21 protein-coding genes are annotated in these 19,639 nt (G+C 71.8%); 14 read left to right on the forward strand and 7 right to left on the reverse strand.

The window, feature by feature from the left end; genetic code table 11:
• The first annotated feature begins 77 nt into the window (after nt 1–77).
• The 5 genes from ACZ7GJ_RS07040 (at nt 78) to ACZ7GJ_RS07060 (ending at nt 3,310) form a co-directional block, all read left to right on the forward strand.
• Nucleotides 78–977: a sigma-70 family RNA polymerase sigma factor gene (locus tag ACZ7GJ_RS07040; protein ID WP_470750136.1), complete on the forward strand. Its 900-nt coding sequence runs from the start codon at nt 78–80 to the stop codon at nt 975–977.
• A gap of 59 nt (nt 978–1,036) precedes the next feature.
• Nucleotides 1,037–1,804 (forward strand): putative protein N(5)-glutamine methyltransferase, encoded by a 768-nt coding sequence (locus ACZ7GJ_RS07045; protein WP_470750332.1) that lies wholly within the window; start codon nt 1,037–1,039, stop codon nt 1,802–1,804.
• Nucleotides 1,805–1,855: 51 nt separating this feature from the next.
• Nucleotides 1,856–2,281, forward strand: a complete 426-nt coding sequence (locus ACZ7GJ_RS07050; RefSeq protein ID WP_470750137.1) for a helix-turn-helix domain-containing protein — start codon at nt 1,856–1,858, stop codon at nt 2,279–2,281.
• A 25-nt stretch (nt 2,282–2,306) separates the two neighbouring features.
• Nucleotides 2,307–2,855 carry a hypothetical protein gene (locus ACZ7GJ_RS07055; RefSeq protein WP_470750138.1) on the forward strand — a complete coding sequence of 183 codons (549 nt, stop codon included), beginning with the start codon at nt 2,307–2,309 and terminating at the stop codon, nt 2,853–2,855.
• Between the two features lie 116 nt (nt 2,856–2,971).
• Nucleotides 2,972–3,310 carry a DUF2516 family protein gene (locus ACZ7GJ_RS07060; protein WP_470750139.1) on the forward strand — a complete coding sequence of 113 codons (339 nt, stop codon included), beginning with the start codon at nt 2,972–2,974 and terminating at the stop codon, nt 3,308–3,310.
• Nucleotides 3,311–3,350: 40 nt separating this feature from the next.
• On the opposite strand, the gene ACZ7GJ_RS07065 is transcribed toward ACZ7GJ_RS07060, so the two are convergent.
• The 3 genes from ACZ7GJ_RS07065 to ACZ7GJ_RS07075 form a co-directional block, all read right to left on the reverse strand.
• Nucleotides 3,351–4,658, reverse strand: coding sequence for a PP2C family protein-serine/threonine phosphatase (locus ACZ7GJ_RS07065; RefSeq protein WP_470750140.1), 1,308 nt, complete (start codon nt 4,656–4,658; stop codon nt 3,351–3,353).
• Between the two features lie 269 nt (nt 4,659–4,927).
• The gene (locus tag ACZ7GJ_RS07070) at nt 4,928–5,986 is read right to left on the reverse strand and encodes a C40 family peptidase (RefSeq protein WP_470750141.1); all 1,059 of its coding nucleotides are present in this window, start codon (nt 5,984–5,986) and stop codon (nt 4,928–4,930) included.
• 258 nt (nt 5,987–6,244) lie between these two features.
• Nucleotides 6,245–7,054 carry a class I SAM-dependent methyltransferase gene (locus ACZ7GJ_RS07075; protein ID WP_470750142.1) on the reverse strand — a complete coding sequence of 270 codons (810 nt, stop codon included), beginning with the start codon at nt 7,052–7,054 and terminating at the stop codon, nt 6,245–6,247.
• 198 nt (nt 7,055–7,252) lie between these two features.
• On the opposite strand from ACZ7GJ_RS07075, the gene mshA reads away from it, so the two are divergent.
• A complete protein-coding gene (gene mshA, locus ACZ7GJ_RS07080; protein ID WP_470750143.1) occupies nt 7,253–8,635 on the forward strand; it encodes a D-inositol-3-phosphate glycosyltransferase in 1,383 nt (460 codons plus the stop codon).
• On the forward strand, nt 8,628–9,125 hold the full coding sequence (locus ACZ7GJ_RS07085) for a type III secretion system chaperone family protein (protein WP_470750144.1): 498 nt from the start codon (nt 8,628–8,630) through the stop codon (nt 9,123–9,125). The genes mshA and ACZ7GJ_RS07085 overlap by 8 nt, the downstream gene beginning before the upstream one ends.
• A gap of 178 nt (nt 9,126–9,303) precedes the next feature.
• Here ACZ7GJ_RS07085 and ACZ7GJ_RS07090 read toward each other — a convergent pair whose 3' ends face one another.
• Nucleotides 9,304–10,572, reverse strand: coding sequence for an MDR family MFS transporter (locus tag ACZ7GJ_RS07090; protein WP_470750145.1), 1,269 nt, complete (start codon nt 10,570–10,572; stop codon nt 9,304–9,306).
• Nucleotides 10,573–10,723: 151 nt separating this feature from the next.
• Between ACZ7GJ_RS07090 and ACZ7GJ_RS07095 the strand changes: the two genes are divergently transcribed.
• Nucleotides 10,724–11,482 (forward strand): phosphoglyceromutase, encoded by a 759-nt coding sequence (locus ACZ7GJ_RS07095; RefSeq protein ID WP_365924912.1) that lies wholly within the window; start codon nt 10,724–10,726, stop codon nt 11,480–11,482.
• A gap of 90 nt (nt 11,483–11,572) precedes the next feature.
• Here the strand turns inward: ACZ7GJ_RS07095 and ACZ7GJ_RS07100 are convergent, their stop codons facing one another.
• A complete protein-coding gene (locus tag ACZ7GJ_RS07100) occupies nt 11,573–11,719 on the reverse strand; it encodes a hypothetical protein (protein WP_470750146.1) in 147 nt (48 codons plus the stop codon).
• A 119-nt stretch (nt 11,720–11,838) separates the two neighbouring features.
• The gene (gene phoU / locus ACZ7GJ_RS07105) at nt 11,839–12,516 is read right to left on the reverse strand and encodes a phosphate signaling complex protein PhoU (protein ID WP_365924909.1); all 678 of its coding nucleotides are present in this window, start codon (nt 12,514–12,516) and stop codon (nt 11,839–11,841) included.
• A 233-nt stretch (nt 12,517–12,749) separates the two neighbouring features.
• Here phoU and phoR point away from each other — a divergent pair, with 233 nt between their 5' ends.
• Entirely contained in the window at nt 12,750–13,994 is a 1,245-nt protein-coding gene (gene phoR / locus ACZ7GJ_RS07110) for a two-component system sensor histidine kinase PhoR (RefSeq protein ID WP_470750147.1), read from the forward strand.
• A gap of 5 nt (nt 13,995–13,999) precedes the next feature.
• On the forward strand, nt 14,000–14,671 hold the full coding sequence (phoP, locus tag ACZ7GJ_RS07115) for a two-component system response regulator PhoP (protein WP_466527820.1): 672 nt from the start codon (nt 14,000–14,002) through the stop codon (nt 14,669–14,671).
• A gap of 90 nt (nt 14,672–14,761) precedes the next feature.
• Here the strand turns inward: phoP and ACZ7GJ_RS07120 are convergent, their stop codons facing one another.
• The gene (locus tag ACZ7GJ_RS07120) at nt 14,762–15,448 is read right to left on the reverse strand and encodes a DUF461 domain-containing protein (protein ID WP_470750148.1); all 687 of its coding nucleotides are present in this window, start codon (nt 15,446–15,448) and stop codon (nt 14,762–14,764) included.
• 602 nt (nt 15,449–16,050) lie between these two features.
• Here ACZ7GJ_RS07120 and ACZ7GJ_RS07125 point away from each other — a divergent pair.
• From ACZ7GJ_RS07125 to cysS, 4 genes are all read left to right on the forward strand, one after another.
• A complete protein-coding gene (locus ACZ7GJ_RS07125; protein ID WP_003953493.1) occupies nt 16,051–16,533 on the forward strand; it encodes a CarD family transcriptional regulator in 483 nt (160 codons plus the stop codon).
• A 270-nt stretch (nt 16,534–16,803) separates the two neighbouring features.
• Nucleotides 16,804–17,550: a 2-C-methyl-D-erythritol 4-phosphate cytidylyltransferase gene (gene ispD / locus ACZ7GJ_RS07130; protein WP_470750149.1), complete on the forward strand. Its 747-nt coding sequence runs from the start codon at nt 16,804–16,806 to the stop codon at nt 17,548–17,550.
• Complete coding sequence (ispF, locus tag ACZ7GJ_RS07135) at nt 17,540–18,055, forward strand: 2-C-methyl-D-erythritol 2,4-cyclodiphosphate synthase (protein WP_470750150.1); 516 nt, start codon at nt 17,540–17,542, stop codon at nt 18,053–18,055. Before ispD ends, ispF begins: the two co-directional genes overlap by 11 nt.
• 82 nt (nt 18,056–18,137) lie before the next feature.
• Nucleotides 18,138–19,538: a cysteine--tRNA ligase gene (gene cysS / locus ACZ7GJ_RS07140; RefSeq protein ID WP_470750151.1), complete on the forward strand. Its 1,401-nt coding sequence runs from the start codon at nt 18,138–18,140 to the stop codon at nt 19,536–19,538.
• Nucleotides 19,539–19,639 lie beyond the last annotated feature (101 nt).

The following is a 19,639-nucleotide window of genomic DNA, read 5'->3' on the forward strand; positions in this document are numbered from 1 at the left end:
CGTCACATGCGGGGGCCGCCGACCGTCAGGTTTGCGTACGGGGGTACGGACGGACGGCACGGACGAGGGAGCACGGGATGAACAGCACGGCGGAGACCCGGTCTGCGGACACCGCGTACCTGGCGGCGCGCTTCGAGGAGAAGCGCGGGCACCTTCGGGCGGTGGCCTACCGGATGCTCGGCTCGCTCAGCGAGGCGGAGGACGCCGTGCAGGAGGCGTGGTTCCGGCTCGACCGCTCGGACACCGGCGAGGTGGAGAACCTGGGCGGCTGGCTGACCACCGTCGTCGCCCGGGTCTGCCTGGACCAGCTGCGCACCCGCAAGGCGCGCCGCGAGGAGTCTCTGGACAGCCCGGTGTTCAGCTCCCCGGAGCCGCTGCTGAGCGGTCCTGAAGGGCTGGACCCGGAGCAGGAGGTGCTGCTCGCGGACTCGGTGGGGCTCGCGCTGCTCGTCGTGCTGGAGCAGCTGGCGCCGGCCGAGCGGCTGGCCTTCGTACTGCACGACATGTTCGGGGTGCCCTTCGACGAGATCGCGCCGATCGTGGAGCGTACGCCCGCGGCGGCACGGCAGTTGGCGAGCCGGGCGCGGCGCCGGGTGCAGGGCGGCGCGCCGGCGCCGGACCGGGACCTGCGGCGCCAGCGCGAGGTGGTCGGGGCGTTCATGGCGGCCTCGCGCGGCGGGGACTTCGAGGGCCTGATCGCGGTGCTGGACCCGGACGTGGTGCTGCGGGTGGACCTGGAAGAGACGGCGCTCGGTGCGTGGGCGGTGGCCCGGCAGGCGCTCACCTTCGCGCGGATGGCGCCGTACGCGCGGCGGGCGCTGGTCAACGGGGCTCCGGGCATCGTCACGATCCCGCCGGGCGGCAAGGCGGTCGCGGTCATGGGGTTCACGGTGAGCGGCGGCCGTATCGTCGCGATCGACATCCTGGCGGACCCGGCGCGGCTGGACCGTATCGATGTGACTGTTCTGGAGAACTGAGAACTGATGACTGGGGTCTTGGGCAAGTGGATGTGACTTCGGTGGACTTGACCGCGACGATGGCGGCCCTGCGCACGGCGGGCTGCGTCTTCGCGGAGGAGGAGGCGCAGCTGCTCGCGGGCGCCGCCGCCGACGAAGTGCACCTGGCGGGTCTGGTGGCCCGCAGGGCGGCGGGGGAACCGCTGGAACACGTGGTGGGCTGGGCCGAGTTCTGCGGTCTGCGCATGGCGGTGGGGGAGGGGGCCTTCGTGCCGCGCCGGCGCACCGAGTTCCTGGTGCAGGAGGCGGTGGCGCTGGCCCGGCCCGGTGCGGTGGTGCTGGACCTGTGCTGCGGGGTCGGTGCGCTGGGCGCGGCGGTGGCCGCCTCGGCGGCGGGCGGCGGCGGTGTGGAGCTGCACGCGGCGGACATCGACCCGGTGGCGCTGGCGTACGCGCGGCGCAACGTGGCGCCGTACGGGGGTGCGGTGTGGGAGGGCGACCTGTACGACCCGCTCCCGGCGGACCTGCGGGGGCGGGTCGACGTCCTGGTGGTCAACGCACCGTACGTCCCGACGGCGGAGATCGCCCTGCTGCCGGCGGAGGCCCGTGACCACGAGCCGCGAACCTCCTTGGACGGCGGCGCGGACGGCCTCGACCTGCACCGGCGCATCGCGGCCGGGGCCCTGCCCTGGCTCGCCCCGGGGGGTCGGCTGCTGATCGAGACGAGCGCCCGCCAGTCGCCGGTCACGGCCTCGGCCCTGTCGTCGGCGGGCCTGACGGTCCGCGCGGTCACCTCGGAGGAGTACTACGCGACGGTGATCATCGCGTCCCGTCCCTCGGGTGCGTGATGTTGCAAGCATCTGCTTGCAATAGTTAGCGTCATCGGGCAGGATCGAGGCATGGCATCGCTCAACGTCGGAAATCTCGGCGAATACCTGCGCGAGCAGCGCAGGCAGGCTCAGCTCTCGCTGCGGCAACTGGCCGACGCGGCGGGGGTGTCGAACCCTTACCTGAGCCAGATCGAGCGCGGACTGCGCAAGCCGTCCGCGGACATCCTGCAGCAACTGGCCAAGGCGCTGCGGATCTCCGCGGAGACGCTGTACGTGCAGGCCGGGATCCTGGACGAGCGGGATCGGGACGAGGTGGAGACGCGGGCCGCGATCCTCGCCGATCCGTCGATCAACGAGCGGCAGAAGCAGGTGCTGCTCCAGATCTACGAGTCGTTCCGCAAGGAGAACGCCCTCGACGCCGAAGCGGCTGAGGCGGCTGAACCGGCCGGTCCGGCCGGAGCCGGCGACGCGATGCCCCCTAAGCCCACGAACTGAACCGTGATCCGGGAGGACCAAGCACATGGCCATCGCCGATGACCTGAAGAAGACCCTCACCGACCCCACCCCGCTCTACTTCGTCGCCGGCACCGCCGACCTCGCCGCGCAGCAGGCCAAGAAGGTGCCCGGGCTCATCGAGCAGCTGCGCGCCGAGGCCCCGGCGCGCATCGAGGCCGTGCGCAACACCGACCCGAAGGCCGTGCAGGAGAAGGCCAAGGAGGCGCAGGAGGCGGTCACCGCCAGGGTCGCCGAGGTGCTCGGCTCGATCGACCCGAAGAAGCTCGGGGAGACCGCCCAGGACCTGGCGCTGCGCGGTGTCGGCGTGGCCGCCGAGTACGCCGTGAAGGCCAAGGAGACCTACGACAAGGTCGCCGAGCACGGCGAGCAGGCCGTGCGGGCCTGGCGCGGCGAGGTCTCCGAGGAGATCGTCGACATCGCCGTCGCCGTCGAGCCGGAGCCCGAGCAGGCCGCCGCCGAGCCGACCGCCGAGGAGAAGCCCCCGGCGAAGAAGGCCGCCACCCGCAAGACCGCGGCCAAGAAGGCCGCTGCCGAGCCGGCCGACGAGAGCTGACCAGCGCGACCGCGGACCGGGCACCCGAGGGGTGCCCGGTCCGTTGTAGTTTGCGAGAGCGGCTCTGCCGGTAGCGTGGAGACAAGTGGCATCAGGCGCGAGAAGGCGGTCAGGCGATGTTGATGAACGGGTTCGATAACCGAGTTCTCCCGATGCTCGGGGTCGCCATGCTGGCGCTGGCCGTCGTGGCCTTCGTGCTCGCACTGCTGGCGCGCGAGGACGCGTACCGGGCCGCCGAGAAGCAGACCAAGACGTTCTGGCTGGTCATCCTCGGCATCACGGTTCTCGTGGACTTCCTCCTCGGGATGCTCTTCCTGCAGATCGCGGGCCTGGTGGCCACCATCGTGTTCTTCGTCGACGTGCGCCCGGCCCTCAAGCAGGTGTCCGGCGGCGGCCGCCGCAAGGGCGGCAGCAGCAGCGACGGACCGTACGGGCCGTACAACGGCGGGCGGTAGCCGGTAGCCCCCGCGGCTAGGGGCGCCCCGCCCGCGCGCGTCAGCCCCCGGCGCGGGAGAGCAGGACCACGGCGACGTCGTCCGTGAGCTCGCCGCCGTTGAGGCGGCGGGCCTCGGTGACCGAGGCCTCCAGGAGGCCCTCGCCGCTGAGACCGGCGTCCAGGTGCCGGTTGATCATCTCGACCATGCCGTCCTGGCCGAGCCGCTCCCGGCCTTCGCCGATCCGGCCCTCGATCAGCCCGTCGGTGTAGAGCATCAGGCTCCAGGTGCCGCCCAGCTCCACCTGCCGGCGGGGCCAGCGGGCCCGCGGCAGCAGCCCGAGCGCGGGGCCGCTGTTCTCGTACGGGAGCAGCCGCGCGGGGCGGCCGGGCCGCGATATCAGCGGCGCCGGGTGGCCCGCCAGGCACAGGCCCGCGCGCCGGCCGTCGGGCGCGATGTCCACCGTGCACAGCGTCGCGAAGATCTCCTCGCAGGGCCGCTCCACCTCCAGGACCTCCTGGAGGGTGGCGAGCAGGTCGTCACCGCACAGCCCGGCCAGGGTCAGGGCGCGCCAGGCGATGCGGAGCTCCACGCCCAGGGCGGCCTCGTCGGGGCCGTGGCCGCAGACGTCGCCGATCATGGCGTGGACCGTGCCGTCGGGGGTGCGGACGGTGTCGTAGAAGTCCCCGCCGAGCAGGGCCCGGCTGCGCCCGGCGTGGTAGCGGGCGGCGAAGCGGAGGTCGGAGCCCTCCAGGAGGGGGTTGGGGAGCAGCCCGCGTTCCAGGCGGGCGTTCTCCTGGGCGCGCAGTTTCGATTCTGCGAGCTTGTACTGGGCGGTGTCCGCCCGTTTTCTCTCCACGGCGTAGCGGATGGCGCGGCTGAGCAGGCGGCCGTCGAGCTCGTCGCGGAAGAGGAAGTCCTGGGCGCCGACGCGTACGGCCTCGGCCGCGCGCTCGGCGTCGTCCTCGCAGGTCAGGACGAGGACGGCGTGGCGGGGGGCGATGCGGAGCACCTGGCGCAGGGTGTCCAGCCGGTCGGTGGCGTCCGCGGTGCGGGCCGGGCCCGCGGCGGGTCCGGCAGGCAGGGAGAGGTCGAGCAGGACGCAGTGCACGTCGGGCGTGAGCAGGCGCTCGGCCTCGGTGAGGTTGCGGGCGGTGCGCAGCCGGATGCGGTGGCCGTCGGCGTCGAGGATCTCGGGGACGGTGAGGCCGCCCGCGGGGTCGTCTTCGATCACCAGCAGGGTGAGGGAGGGCGTGGCGGCGGCCGAGGCCGTCGCAGCCGCCGTGACAGGTGGTGCGGTGGCGTACGGAAGGGCCTGACCGCTCTCCGTGGCCGGGAATTCCCTCTGCCGCGGTACGGGTACGGGCATCGTCTCCGGTTCCTTCCCTCCCCCCGGGGGTGCGCTCGTCCGGGCGACCCTAGCGGTACGGGCACGGTGAGCGGAATGCCGTTCTTGGCCAGGGCCTCCGTCATATGCCGTTATCGCGGGGGAAAACCTGCTCAACCGAATGACCAACGTCACGGCGGTGCCGCAGTTCGTCCCGCCTGACGAGACGTACGGGGCGCCGCCGTGGTTGCCTCGGGGCGCGTGGGTCGGGGGAGGCGGCGCCGCGCGCAGCCCCCCGCCGCCCCCGCCGGCTACGCGTCCGGCCGGACGACCGCCTTGATCGGCATGGAGCCCGCGCCCGCAAGGGTGACATTGCGCCCCGGCCGCGGCGCGTGGATGATCGCGCCGTCGCCGACATACAGCCCGACATGGGTCGCGTCGTCGAAGTAGATGATCAGGTCACCGGGCCGCATGTCCTTGATCGCGACCTTCGGCAGCAGCCGCAGCTGCTCCTGCGAGGTCCGCGGGATCGTCCTGCCCGCCGTCAGCCACGCCTGCGAGGTCAGCCCCGAGCAGTCGAAGGCGCCGGGCCCCTCGGCGCCCCAGATGTACGGCTTGCCTATCTGCGCCGAGGCGAACTGGACCGCCCGCTTGCCCGCGTCGGTGGCCAGGCCGTGGACGTCCTTGAGCACGCCCGTCGACAGCCACGCCGTCTGGGCCCGGTACTGGGCCTCCTGCTCCAACTGCAGCAGCCGGGCCTTCTCCTCGGCCTCCAGCTTGCTCTCCAGCTCCTCCGCGGCCTTGATCTTCTGCTCGATCTCCCGCTTGGAGGTCTCCTGCTTGATCCGGTTCGCCTCCAGCGCCTCCCACTGCGCGCTGGCGTCCTTCGCGTACTGCTGCAAGTCGCTCTGGGTCCGGTTCAGTTCGGAGAGCAGGTCGGAGGTGGCCTTCTCGCCCTGGCGCAGCCGGTCCGCCCCGTCGAGGAACTGGGTCGGGCTGTTGCTCAGCGCCAGCTTCGCGCCCGGCGGCAGGCCGCCCGAGCGGTACTGGGCGCGGGCCGCCGCGCCCGCGCGGTTCTTCAGCGCGGCGATCCGCTCCTGGCCGGCCACGACCTGGTTGGCGATCTCGACGATCTTGGCGGACTGGGTCCTGGTCTCGCTCTCGGCGAGGTTGTAGGCGTCCGTGGCGGTGCCCGCCTGGCGGAAGAGGTCCTCTATCTCCTTGCGGACCTGCTCCAGGGACTTCGCGCCCGGATCGGGCGTCGGCGCGGCGAAGGCCGTCCCGACCGTGAGGCCGGGTGCGCTCAGTATCGCCAGCGCGCACAGCAGTGTGAGAGCGGTCGCACCCCTCCGTCGCTTCACGGTCCCCATGGTTCCCCCAGACGCCCCGACATCACTCGACATCAGATCTGACTATTGGTCAGTAACTTGTCATTGCCTTCGGGATGGTGCCACGAGTCGGTGAATTCCGACACCCTTGGGGGTGTCCACCCGGTCTTGTCCCTCTCCCGCGGGCTGCCTCGGGCTCCCGCCCAACACCCCTGCCGGCGCCCCCTCCAACGCCCCGTCCCGCCCATCCCCGACGTCTCAACGGCCCGTCCGCGCCCCCGGTTCCCCGACACGCCGCCTTCACTCCGCCGGGCGCAACGCCTCCCAGCGCACCGTCAGTTCCCCCTGCCGCCACCGCCCCGGCCCGTCCGCCAGCGGCCACGCGCCGGACAGGGCCCGCGCCGTGCGGATCCAGCGCTGCCGCGCCCCGTACGAGGCGTACGGCGCGGCCGCCGCCCACGCCCGGTCGAAGTCCCGCAGGAACGCGTGCACCGGCTCACCCGGCACGTTCCGGTGGATCAGCGCCTTCGGCAGCCGCTCCGCCAGGTCCGAAGGACGCTCCAGCGACCCCAGCCGGGTGGCGAAGGTGACCGTGCGCGGCCCCTCCGGGCCCAGCGCCACCCATACGTGCCGCCGCCCGATCTCGTCGCAGGTCCCCTCGACCAGCAGCCCGCCCGGGGCGAGGCGCGCGCACAGCCGCTCCCACACCGCCGCCACCTGCTCCTCGTCGTACTGGCGCAGTACGTTCGCCGCGCGGATCAGCGCAGGCCGCTCCCCGCCCTCCAGCGGGACCTCGAAGCCGCCGTGCCGGAAGGTCAGCCCGTCCCGCTCGTACGGCTTCGCGCCCGCGACCCGCGCCGGTTCGATCTCGATGCCGACCACCCGTACCCGCGGAGCCGCCTCCCGCAGCCGGGCCAGCAGTTCGACCGCCGTCCACGGAGCGGCTCCGTAGCCGAGGTCCACCGCCACCGGCGCGTCCGCACGGCGCAGCGCCGCCCCGTGCACCGCCGCGATCCAGCGGTCCATGCGGCGCAGGCGGTTCGGGTTCGTCGTCCCACGCGTCACCGTGCCCACAGGGCGGCCGGGGGGAGGGGTACTGCGGGAGGCCATGAGCCGAGAGTAAGCGGAGCGCTCCCGTCGGATAAAAAACCGGCAAACCGAGCAGGAAACCGCGCGCTCCCGGAATGCGGGGCACCGCCATCCGGGTTGCACTCCAAGAAGAGCGCCGACCGCGCTCCCGCAGCCGTGCCCCGCTGTACCCCAGCGCCCGTCGAGCCGGCCGTCGTCCGAGCGAGAGGAACTGCTCCCTTGAGCCAGTACGTGTCCCGCCTCGGCGGCAGCCTCAGCGGCCGCATCGCAGCCGCCCGCTCCACCCGCCACGACCCGCCCCGGCTGCGCCTGCCGGCCGTCGGCAGCCACCGCAAGCCGCGCCGCGTCGCCATGCTCAGCGTGCACACCTCACCGCTGCACCAGCCCGGCACCGGCGACGCCGGCGGCATGAACGTCTACATCGTCGAGCTCGCCAAGCGCCTCGCCGCGATCAACATCGAGGTCGAGATCTTCACCCGCGCCACCACCGGCGGCCTGCCGCCCGCGGTCGAGCTGGCCCCCGGCGTCCTGGTGCGCCACGTGGACGCGGGCCCGTACGAAGGCCTCGCCAAGGAGGAGCTCCCGGCCCAGCTGTGCGCCTTCACCCACGGCGTGATGCAGGCCTGGGCCGGCCACCGGCCCGGCTACTACGACCTCGTCCACTCCCACTACTGGCTCTCCGGCCACGTCGGCTGGCTCGCCGCCGAGCGCTGGGGCGTCCCGCTCGTCCACGCCATGCACACCATGGCCAAGGTCAAGAACGCCGCCCTCGCCGAGGGCGACACCCCCGAGCCCGCCGCCCGCGTCATCGGCGAGACCCAGATCGTCTCCGCCGCCGACCGGCTCATCGCGAACACCGCCGAAGAGGCCGACGAGCTCGTCCGGCACTACGAGGCCGACCCCGCCAAGGTGGCCGTCGTCCACCCCGGCGTGAACCTCGACCGCTTCACCGTCGCCGACGGCCGCGCCGCCGCCCGCGCCCGCCTGGGCCTGCCGCAGGACGCCGTCATCCCGCTCTTCGCCGGGCGCATCCAGCCGCTCAAGGCCCCCGACATCCTGCTGCGGGCCGTCGCCGAGCTGGTGGACCGCGATCCCTCCCTGCGCTCGCGTCTGTTCGTACCCGTGGTGGGAGGGCCCAGCGGCAGCGGGCTCGCCAAGCCGGAGGGGCTGCAGAAACTCGCCGCCAAGCTCGGCATCGCCGACCTCGTGCACTTCCACCCGCCGGTGCGCCAGGACCAGCTCGCCGACTGGTTCCGGGCGGCGTCCGTGCTGGTCATGCCCTCGTACAGCGAGTCCTTCGGGCTGGTCGCCATAGAGGCCCAGGCCACCGGCACGCCGGTGCTCGCGGCCGCCGTGGGCGGGCTGCCCGTGGCCGTCAACGACGGCGTGACGGGCATCCTCGTACCCGGCCACGACCCGGTCGACTACGCCCGCGAGCTGCGCCGCTTCGTCGACGAACCGCAGCTCGCGGACCGGATGGGCGCCGAGGCCGCCCGGCACGCGCAGTTCTTCGGCTGGGACACCGCCGCGAGCGGCACGGCGGACGTGTACACGGCTGCCATGCATGATCATCGGCGTCGCGTACGCTCCCACCATGGCTGACACTGCCGAGATCACCGGGATCATCGAGACCACACTGGCCGGCGCGGAGCTGAGCTGGGAGAGCCCGGGGCCGGGCTCGTACGTCGTCCAGCTCCCCGGCACCCGCAAGCTGTCCACCACCTGCGCGCTGCGGGTCGGCAAGCACTCGCTGTCGGTCAACGCCTTCGTGATCCGCCACCCCGACGAGAACGAGGCGGGCGTCCACCGCTGGCTGCTGGAGCGCAACCTCAAGCTGTACGGGATGGCCTACGCCGTGGACCGCCTCGGCGACGTCTACCTGACGGCCCGGCTCCCGCTGTCCGTGGTCACCCCGCAGGACCTGGACCAGCTGCTGGGAACGGTCCTGGAGGCGGCGGACGGAGCCTTCAACACCCTGCTGGAGCTCGGCTTCGCGAGCGCCATCCGCCGCGAGTACGAGTGGCGGGTGTCGCGGGGCGAGCCGACCTACAACCTCGACGCCTTCAAGCACCTCACCCGGCCGACGGCCTGACCTGGTGCCGTGACCGGCAAGGTCCACCGGGGCGCGGTGTCCGGCACGGCACCTCGCCGCGTTGTCGGACCACGGAAGTACGTCCAGCACGGCTCGCGGCCCTCCGCCTTGCGAGCGCACGCACCAGGCCCCGCCGGCCCCGCCCTTCGGGCGGCCGACGCCACTTTGACGACACTCCCTAGGGGACCGTGGCTCCGGCGCCCGCGGCTTGCGCGGCGGGCGCCCCGGCCACCGGACCCTCCACGGGCGGCAGGTTGCGCATCAGCATCCAGTACCCGAGCCCGGCCACCGTGCCCAGGACCGCCGTCGCCCCCCACAGCCACCCGGCCCCGTAGCGGTCGATCATCCCGCCCGCCAGCAGCGGCGCGATCAGCGAGGCCACCGCCCAGGACATCGTGTACATCCCCTGGTAGCGGCCGCGCCCGTGCAGCGGGGAGAGCCGCGCGACCAGGCCCATCTGGGTCGGCGAGTTGATGATCTCGGCCAGCGTCCACACGCAGACGGTGAGCGCGAGCGCCCCGATCGAGCCCGCGAAGGCCGTGAGCCCGAACCCGTACCCCGCCAGCAGCGCGGAGATCACCAGCAGCTTCTGGGGGTCGCGGTGCTCGATGAACCGCGTGACCGGGATCTGGAGTACGACGATCATCACGCCGTTGACGGCGGACACCAGGCCGTAGTCCCCGGTGGAGAAGCCCGCAGAGCCCATCGCCAGCGGCAGCCCGAACGACCCCTGCATGAAGATCAGCGAGATCAGGAACGACAGCCCGACCACACCCATGTAGCGGCCGTCGCGCAGCACCGTGCCCAGCCCGACCTCCGCCTCGGCCGCCTCGGCGGCCGCGTCGCCCTTCTCGGGCCGCGACTCGGGCAGCTTCACGTACACGAGGACCGCGCAGGCGAGCGTCAGCGCCGCCTCGCCCAGGAAACCGGCCAGGTAGCTGTACTCGGCGACGAAACCGGCGACGGCGGCCGAGATCGCGAAGCCGAGGTTGATGGCCCAGTAGTTCAGCGCGAACGCCCGCACCCGGTCCTCGGGGCGGACGATGTCGGCCATCATCGCCTGCACGGCCGGGCGCGAGGCGTTCGACGTCATGCCGACCAGCATCGCCACCGCCGCGATGGCCGCCGGCTCCTGCATGAACCCCAGCAGCGCCACCGAGAAGGCCGTCGAGGCCTGCGCCGCCATCAGCGTGGGCCGCCGCCCCAGCCGGTCCGTCATCACGCCCGCGACGAGCGAGGACACCACACCGCCGAGCCCGTGCAGAGCCACCACAAGTCCCGCGAACGAGGCCGAATAGCCCCGCTCCAGGGTCAGGTACAAGGTCATGAATGTGGCGACGAAGGCCCCGAGCCGGTTGATCAGCGTGCTCGTCCACAGCCACCAGAAAGCGCGGGGCAGACCCGACACGCTCTCCTGCGCGGCCCGTCTCAAGGCGTCAACGGACATACGGAATCCCCCCGGCGATGTAAGTGTCCCTGCGGCTCCTGGGACCCTACGGACCGCCGTCCTCCACGGCCACTGGATTGACGCCTGGCGTCAATCGGCCGCCGTACACACCGCGCGCGAGCGCCCCGGGCCGTCCATTAGGCTCGTACGCATGGCCGACGCACCGTACAAGCTGATCCTGCTCCGTCACGGCGAGAGCGAGTGGAACGCTAAGAACCTGTTCACCGGCTGGGTGGACGTCAATCTCAACGAGAAGGGCGAGAAGGAGGCGGTCCGCGGCGGTGAGCTGCTCAAGGACGCCGGCCTGCTCCCCGACGTCGTGCACACCTCGCTCCAGAAGCGCGCGATCCGAACCGCGCAGATGGCGCTCGAGGCAGCCGACCGCCACTGGATCCCGGTCCACCGCTCCTGGCGCCTGAACGAGCGCCACTACGGCGCCCTCCAGGGCAAGGACAAGGCCCAGACCCTCGCCGAGTTCGGCGAGGAGCAGTTCATGCTGTGGCGCCGCTCGTACGACACCCCGCCGCCGGCGCTCGAGGACGGCACGGAGTTCTCCCAGTCCGAGGACCCGCGCTACGCGACCATCCCGCCGGAGCTGCGCCCCAACACGGAGTGCCTCAAGGACGTCGTCGTCCGCATGCTGCCGTACTGGTACGACGGCATCGTCCCGGACCTGCTGGCCGGCCGCACGGTCCTGGTCGCCGCGCACGGCAACTCCCTGCGCGCCCTGGTCAAGCACCTGGACGGCGTCTCCGACGAGGCCATCGCGGGCCTGAACATCCCCACCGGCATCCCGCTCGCCTACGAACTGGACGCCGACTTCAAGCCCCTCAACCCGGGCGGCACCTACCTCGACCCGACAGCCGCCGCGGCCGCGATCGAGGCGGTCAAGAACCAGGGCAAGAAGTAACCGTTCGACACGCGCCGTAGCGTGCGGAGGGCCCCGGCCGAGGGAATCGGGCGGGGCCCTTCGCGTGCGTCGGGCCGGGCGCGGGCGGGGTCAGCCGCCGCACTGGCAGGGGGCGCCGGACTGGCAGCCGCAGCCGCAGCCCGAGCCGCAGCCGCAGGCGGCGAGCAGCGGGAGGCGCAGCGGCTCCGGCTGCTGCGCCTCGTGCTCGGGGGTGATGGGTACGGGGGAATCGGGCATGGTTCCTCCTCGCGGGCGGCGTACACGACCCGGTACGACGGACCGCCCTCGCCCTCATTCATGCCCAGCCGCACCGGCGCGTCAACGGCGCATTGGGGCAGACGCGCCGGTGCGGCCCGTCAGGCGCCCTCGACCTGCGTCGGCGCCTGGAGCTCGTCGGCGTGCTCGCCCGTCACCAGGTAGACGACGCGCTTGGCCACCGACACCGCGTGGTCCGCGAAGCGCTCGTAGTAGCGGCCCAGCAGCGTCACGTCGACGGCCGTCTCGATGCCGTGCTTCCAGCGGTCGTCCATCAGGTGCTGGAACAGCGTGCGGTGCAGCTGGTCCATCTCGTCGTCGTCCTGCTCCAGCTGGAGTGCCAGGTCGACGTCCTTCGTGATGATGACCTCGGCGGCCTTCGCCATCAGGCGCTGCGCCAGCTGCCCCATCTCCAGGATGGTCGCGTGCAGGTCGCGCGGCACCGCCGTGTCCGGGAAGCGCAGCCGGGCCAGCTTCGCCACGTGCTGCGCGAGGTCGCCGGAGCGCTCCAGGTCGGCGCTCATGCGCAGCGAGGTGACCACGATGCGCAGGTCCGTGGCGACCGGCTGCTGCCGGGCCAGCAGGGCGATGGCCCGCGCCTCCAGGTCGTGCTGCAGGTCGTCGACCTTCTGGTCGGCGGCGATGACGCTCTCGGCGAGCTTCAGATCGGCGTCGAGCATGGACGTCGTGGCCCGCCCGATCGCGGATCCGACGAGCCGGGCCATCTCGACCAGGCCTTCTCCGATCGAGTCCAGTTCCTCGTGATACGCGTCCCGCATGTCTCGTGTCCCTCTCTTGACCACTGCAACTACCGCGCTGCTGCGCTACTGCCCGGGGGCCGGGCGCCGGGGCGGCCTCTTGCCCCACGTTGACACGTTGACCCGCGAACGAGACCGACTCCGGCATCCCAAGTGAATCAACCCCGTCCCCAGGGTGAACTCTGGGCGACGACTGTTCGAGGTGCCACCCGAACGGCTGTGGAAGTGTCGTCGCGCCTGCTTAACCTGGATGCATGGACGTGAACGCGGCGGTCGCCGCAGCTGCAGCGATCGCCGGTCTTTGCACCGGCGTCATCGCGATGCTGGCGTTCCGCTGGAGCGAGCGCGACCAGGCCCGCCCCACCCGGAGCTCCATGCGCCCCGACATCAATGCGGTGCTCCCGCCCGGCGTGGACACCGTCCTCTCCGTACTGCGCTCCTCCGCCGTCGTGCTCGACGAGGGCGACGCGGTGGTCAAGGCCAGCTCGGCGGCGTACGCCCTCGGCCTGGTGCGCGGCGGCAAGCTGGCCGTGGAGCCGATGCTCCACATGGCCCGCGACACCCGCCGCGACGGGGAGATACGCCAGGTCGAGCTGGACCTGCCCCGGCGCGGCACCGGCCGCGGCGAGGCCCTCGCGGTCTCGGCGCGCGTCGCCCCGCTCGGCTCCCGCCTGGTGCTCCTCCTGGTCGAGGACCTCACCGAGGCCCGCCGCATCGAGGCCGTACGGCGCGACTTCGTCGCCAACGTGTCCCACGAGCTGAAGACCCCGGTCGGCGCGATCTCCCTGCTGTCGGAGGCCGTCATGGACGCCTCCGACGACCCCGAGGCGGTCACCCGCTTCGCCGGCCGCATGCAGATCGAGGCCGCCCGCCTGATCAGCCTCGTACAGGAGCTGATCGACCTCTCCCGGGTGCAGAACGACGACCCCCTGGAGGACGCCGAGCCCGTGCGAGTGGACACGCTCGTCGCGGAGGCCGTCGACCGCTGCCGCCACACGGCGTCGGCGAAGCAGATCACCATGGCCGCCGGCGGCACCGCCGACCTGCGGGTATGGGGCAACCGGGGACAGCTCGCCGCCGCCCTCGGAAACCTGGTCGAGAACGCAGTCAACTACAGCCCGGCCCGTACCCGCGTCGGCATCGCCGCTCGCCGGGTCACCGCGCCGGGTGGAGACTTGATCGAGATCGCCGTGACCGACCAGGGCATCGGCATCCCGGAAAAGGACCGCGAGCGCATCTTCGAGCGCTTCTACCGCGTGGATCCGGCCCGCTCCCGTGCCACGGGAGGAACCGGCCTGGGCCTTGCGATCGTGAAGCACGTAGCTGCTTCGCACGGCGGGGAGGTGTCGGTATGGAGCTCGGAGGGTCAGGGCTCCACGTTCACCCTGCGACTCCCCGAAGCCGCCGCGCCGGCCCCGGCGACGGCCTCAGCACCCTCCGCCCCCCTGCTTGAAACAGAAACAGCACCAGCCATTCCTGCCCCGGAGGTCCTTCCGTGACCCGAGTGCTCGTCGTCGAGGATGAGGAATCCTTCAGCGACGCCCTGTCCTACATGCTCCGCAAGGAGGGCTTCGAGGTCGCCATCGCGGCGACCGGGCCCGACGGGCTCGACGAGTTCGAGCGCAACGGCGCCGACCTCGTCCTCCTCGACCTGATGCTCCCCGGTCTGCCCGGTACGGAGGTCTGCCGGCAGCTGCGCGGCCGCTCCAACGTCCCCGTCATCATGGTGACCGCCAAGGACAGCGAGATCGACAAGGTCGTCGGGCTGGAGATAGGAGCCGACGACTACGTCACGAAGCCCTTCTCCTCGCGGGAGCTGGTCGCCCGCATCCGCGCGGTCCTGCGCCGCCGCGGCGAGCCGGAGGAGGTCACCCCGGCGGCCCTGGAGGCCGGGCCCGTACGGATGGACGTCGACCGCCACGTGGTCACCGTCGCCGGGGCCAAGGTGGACCTCCCGCTGAAGGAGTTCGACCTGCTGGAGATGCTGCTGCGCAACGCGGGCCGCGTACTGACCCGCATGCAGCTGATCGACCGGGTCTGGGGCGCCGACTACGTCGGTGACACCAAGACCCTCGACGTCCACGTCAAGCGCCTGCGCGCCAAGATCGAGCCCGACCCGGGCGCGCCGCGCTACCTGGTCACGGTCCGCGGCCTCGGCTACAAGTTCGAGCCGTAGACCGCCGCAGCCCGACCGGCACGAGGAAGGGCCCCCACCCGCGGTGCGGATGGGGGCCCTTCCTCATACGTTCTTACGCTGCTGCGTGCCTCAGTGGCCGGTGCCCGTGGAGGCCGAGCCGGACGGGCTGCCCGAGGGGGACCCGGCGTGGCTGCCCGCACCCGAAGCGGAGCCGGACGGCGTGCCCGACGGCGAGCCGGAGGGCGAACCCGACGGCGTGCCCGAGGGGCTGCCCGACGGGGTGGCGCCGGCGGCCGGGGGCGCCTCGGTCGGGCCGAAGCCGGAGTACATGCCGGAGGCGGGGACGACGAAGGCCTCCAGCTCCACGTCGCCCGTGGAGCTCAGCTGGAAGACGACCTTCTGCGCGTTGCCGTCCTCGACGGCCTCGCGGCCGGACTCGATCACGGCGGAGGCGTTGCCCTTGCCGCCGAGCACCACGGACCCGCCGGCCGGCACGATGACCTTGCTCGCCCCGGCGGCGGGCTTCAGCACGACCTTGCCCTTGCCACCCGGGAGGGTGATGGCGTCGAGCGTCTGCTCCTTGGTGCCGGCGTTGAAGAGCGTCGCCGTCACGGCGGCCGGGCCCTTCGCGTCCAGCTTGGCCTGGGTGACCACGAGCGCGTTCTGGACCTTGATGTCGCCCTTGGTGACGGCGGCGTTGTCCGGCTTGATCTGGAGGGTCTGAGCGTCCTTGCCCGCACCGCATGCGGCCAACGAGGCGATCGAGAACACGACGGCGGTGGCGGCGAGGGCACCGCGTCGAAGGCTGCGGCTCACGGCGGCGGCAACTCCTTGGACGTACGGGACGGAAGGATGGACTCCCCCAGCTTCCGCTGGGAGTGCCCCCTGGAACGGCCGAGGTAAAGCCGCCCTAAGGGTGTGTCAGCGCGCTTAGGTTACCGAGCCGCCGCCCCGCCCCCGCACCCGACCCTCCGCAGCACACGGGCGGCCGTGCCGCGGCTACCCGATCTTGCATTCCGCGTGCCGTTCATGTGCCGCTCGCATATCGTGCGCGGGCCGCCGGGTGATCAATTCCCGGATTCCTTCGAACGCCGCCCCGTGATCAATTCAGGATTGGGCCGGAACCCGCTCCGTACGGGTGGTCGCCAGTCGAACGGAGTAGTTCGGTTTTCCGGCTTCGAAACCGGCAAATCGGGACGTACGTCACGTTGGCGCGGCAGTCCGCCGGCCGCGGCGCGGTCGTTTCGGGTGGTCCGCGCAGCGCCTCCGACCTGCGAATACCCCCTTCCCGGAGCCCTCCGCAGCACGTTCGTGTTGCTGTTGTCAAGCCCCGAGATGTGCCCTGACCTGCGAAAACGCCATTCATAACAGTCGGTTCTCGTGTTACCCTGGATAGCCACGGAAGGGGTACCTGTCACATGACGTTCAAGGTTGGCGACACCGTGGTCTATCCCCATCACGGGGCCGCGCTGATCGAGGCCATCGAAACTCGCCAGATCAAAGGCGTGGACAAGACCTACTTGGTGCTCAAGGTCGCCCAGGGCGACCTGACGGTTCGTGTGCCTGCGGACAATGCGGAGTTCGTCGGCGTTCGCGACGTAGTCGGCCAGGACGGGCTGGACCGGGTCTTCGAGGTGCTTCGTGCACCGTATGCAGAAGAGCCGACGAACTGGTCCCGGCGCTACAAGGCAAATCTGGAGAAGCTCGCTTCTGGCGATGTCATCAAGGTCGCCGAAGTGGTGCGTGACCTGTGGCGTCGTGAGCGTGAGCGCGGGCTGTCCGCGGGTGAGAAGCGCATGCTCGCGAAGGCGCGCCAGATCCTGGTGAGCGAGCTCGCGCTCGCCGAGAACACCAACGAGGACAAGGCCGAGGCCCTCCTCGACGAGGTGCTCGCGTCCTGACGCGAGAGGCCGTTCAGTCGCACGGTGTAAATGCAGTTGTGCCGCGGTGCCCGATGACAAGCCCTCTCCTCCACGAGAGGGCTGTTGCCGGGCGCTGCGGCATGTCTGTACCCAAAAACTTTTTCCGCACTTTTCGCACCCACCACTGGCGTGCCGGGTCCGGGCAGCCGACTCGACCGGTCGTCACGGAAGGGGCGAGGGCGTCGCACCCGGCACCCTTCAGGCCATACCCATGTCGGCCGAAGTCACAAACCTGGCTCGGAGCTACTGATGTCTGACGAATCGCGCCTCCACCGCACCGCCGCGGTGATCCCGGCCGCCGGCCGCGGGGTACGCCTCGGTCCCGGCGCCCCCAAGGCCCTGCGCACCCTGGGCGGCACCCCCATGCTCATCCACGCCGTCCGCGCCATGGCCCGTTCCCGGGCCGTGTCCCTCGTGGTCGTCGTCGCCCCGTCCGACGGGGCCGCCGAGGTGCGCCACCTCTTGGACGAGCACGCCCTGCCCGACCGCACCGAGATCCTGGTCGTCCCCGGCGGGGAGACCCGCCAGGAGTCCGTGCGCGCCGGCCTGGACGCCCTCCCGGCGGACGTCACCTCCGTACTCGTCCACGACGCGGCCCGCCCGCTCGTCCCCGTGGACACCGTCGACTCCGTCGTCGAAGCCGTACGCGACGGCGCCCCGGCCGTGGTGCCGGGGCTGCCGCTGGCCGACACCGTCAAGGAGGTCGAGCCCGCCAGGCCCGGCGAGCCCGAACCGGTGGTCGCCACGCCCGAGCGGGCCCGGCTGCGCGCCGTCCAGACCCCGCAGGGCTTCGACCGCGCGACCCTGGTGCGCGCGCACGAGAAGGTCGCCGTCAACGGCGACGGCGCCACCGACGACGCCGGAATGGTGGAACAGCTCGGCATCACCGTCATGGTGGTTCCCGGCCACGAAGAGGCCTTCAAGGTCACCCGCCCGCTCGACCTGGTCCTCGCCGAGGCCGTACTCGCCCGCAGGAGGGCCACCGATGCGTACTAGCTCCGCCGCTCCGCCGCAGGCCCCGCTGATTCCGCAGGTCGGCATCGGCACCGACGTGCACGCCTTCGAGACCGGCCGCGAGCTGTGGTGCGCCGGGCTGCTGTGGGAGGGGGAGGACGGGCTCGCCGGGCACTCCGACGGCGACGTCGCCGCGCACGCCGCCTGCGACGCGCTGTTCTCCGCCGCCGGTGTCGGCGACCTCGGCGCGCACTTCGGCACCTCCCGCCCCGAGTGGTCCGGCGCCGCCGGTGTCACCCTGCTGGCCGAGGCCGCCCGGATCGTACGGGCCGAGGGCTTCGAGATCGGCAACATCGCGATCCAGGTGATCGGCGTACGCCCCAAGATCGGCAAGCGGCGCGAGGAGGCGCAGAAGGCGCTCGCCGCGGCCGCGGGCGCCCCCGTCTCCGTCTCCGGGACCACCACCGACGGACTCGGCCTCACGGGCCGCGCCGAAGGCCTCGCGGCCATCGCCACCGCCCTGGTGTACCGGACGAACCCCGCCTGAGCGCAACCGCTCGGAAAACAATCGCACCCCGCGTCCCGAAAGGGTCGCGGGGCACTGCCGGAGGCCCACTACCCTGGATGCCGTGACTATTCGCCTGTACGACACCAGCGCCCGGCAGATCCGCGATTTCGTCCCGCTCACGCCGGGCTGTGTCTCGATCTACCTCTGTGGCGCCACCGTGCAGGCCGCACCGCACATCGGGCACGTCCGCTCGTACCTGAACTTCGACATCCTGCGCCGCTGGTTCGCCTACCGCGGCCAGGACGTCACCTTCATCCGCAACGTCACGGACATCGACGACAAGATCATCGCGAAGGGCGCCGAACAGGGCCGCCCCTGGTGGTCCATCGGTTACGAGAACGAGCGCGCCTTCAACGACGGCTACAACGCGCTGGGCTGCCTGCCGCCCACGTACGAGCCCCGCGCCACCGGTCACGTCCCCGAGATGATCGAGATGATGCGCACCCTCATCGAGCGCGGCCACGCCTACGAGGCCGACGGCAGCGTCTACTTCGACGTGCGCTCGTACCCGGACTACCTCCAGCTGTCGAACCAGAACATCGACGACCTGCGCCAGCCCTCCGAGGAGGGCATCACCGGCAAGCGCGACCCGCGCGACTTCGCCATGTGGAAGGCCTCCAAGCCCGGCGAGCCCGACTGGGACACCCCGTGGGGCCGCGGCCGTCCCGGCTGGCACCTGGAGTGCTCCGCCATGGCCCACAAGTACCTGGGCAGCGCCTTCGACATCCACGGCGGCGGGCTGGACCTGATCTTCCCGCACCACGAGAACGAGATCGTCCAGGCCAAGGCCTTCGGCGACGACTTCGCGAACTACTGGCTCCACAACGCCTGGGTCACCATGTCCGGCGAGAAGATGTCCAAGTCGCTCGGCAACTCGGTCCTCGTCTCCGAGATGGTCAAGCAGTGGCGCCCCATCGTCCTGCGCTACTACCTCGGCACCCCGCACTACCGCTCGATGATCGAGTACAGCGAGGAGTCGCTGCGCGAGGCCGAGTCGGCCTTCGCGCGCATCGAGGGCTTCGTCCAGCGCGTCATCGAGAAGGCCGGCAAGACCGTCGAGCCGGCCGCCGAGGTACCGCCCGCCTTCGCCGAGGCCATGGACGACGACCTCGGCGTCCCGCAGGCGCTCGCCATCGTCCACACCACCGTCCGCCAGGGCAACAGCGCGCTCGCCGCCGACGACAAGGAAGAGGCCATCGCCCGCCTGTCGGAGGTACGGGCCATGCTGGGCGTCCTCGGACTCGACCCCCTCGACCCCCACTGGGCCGGCGAGGCCGACCGCGGCGAGGACCTCCACGGCGCCGTCGACACCCTCGTACGCCTCGTCCTGGAGCAGCGCGAGTCCGCCCGCGCCCGCAAGGACTGGGCGACCGCCGACGCCATCCGCGACCAGCTCCAGCAGTCGGGTCTGGTCATCGAGGACAGCCCGTCGGGGCCGCGCTGGACGCTCGGCCCCCGCTGAGCCCCCGGCACCCGGAGCAGTCCGACTGTGCCGCCCGGCCTTGAGGGCGGCACACTCTTCATACGTACATATCGCAGCACCAAACGAAAACAGGTAGAGGT

The organism is Streptomyces sp. NPDC037242, assembly GCF_055604165.1.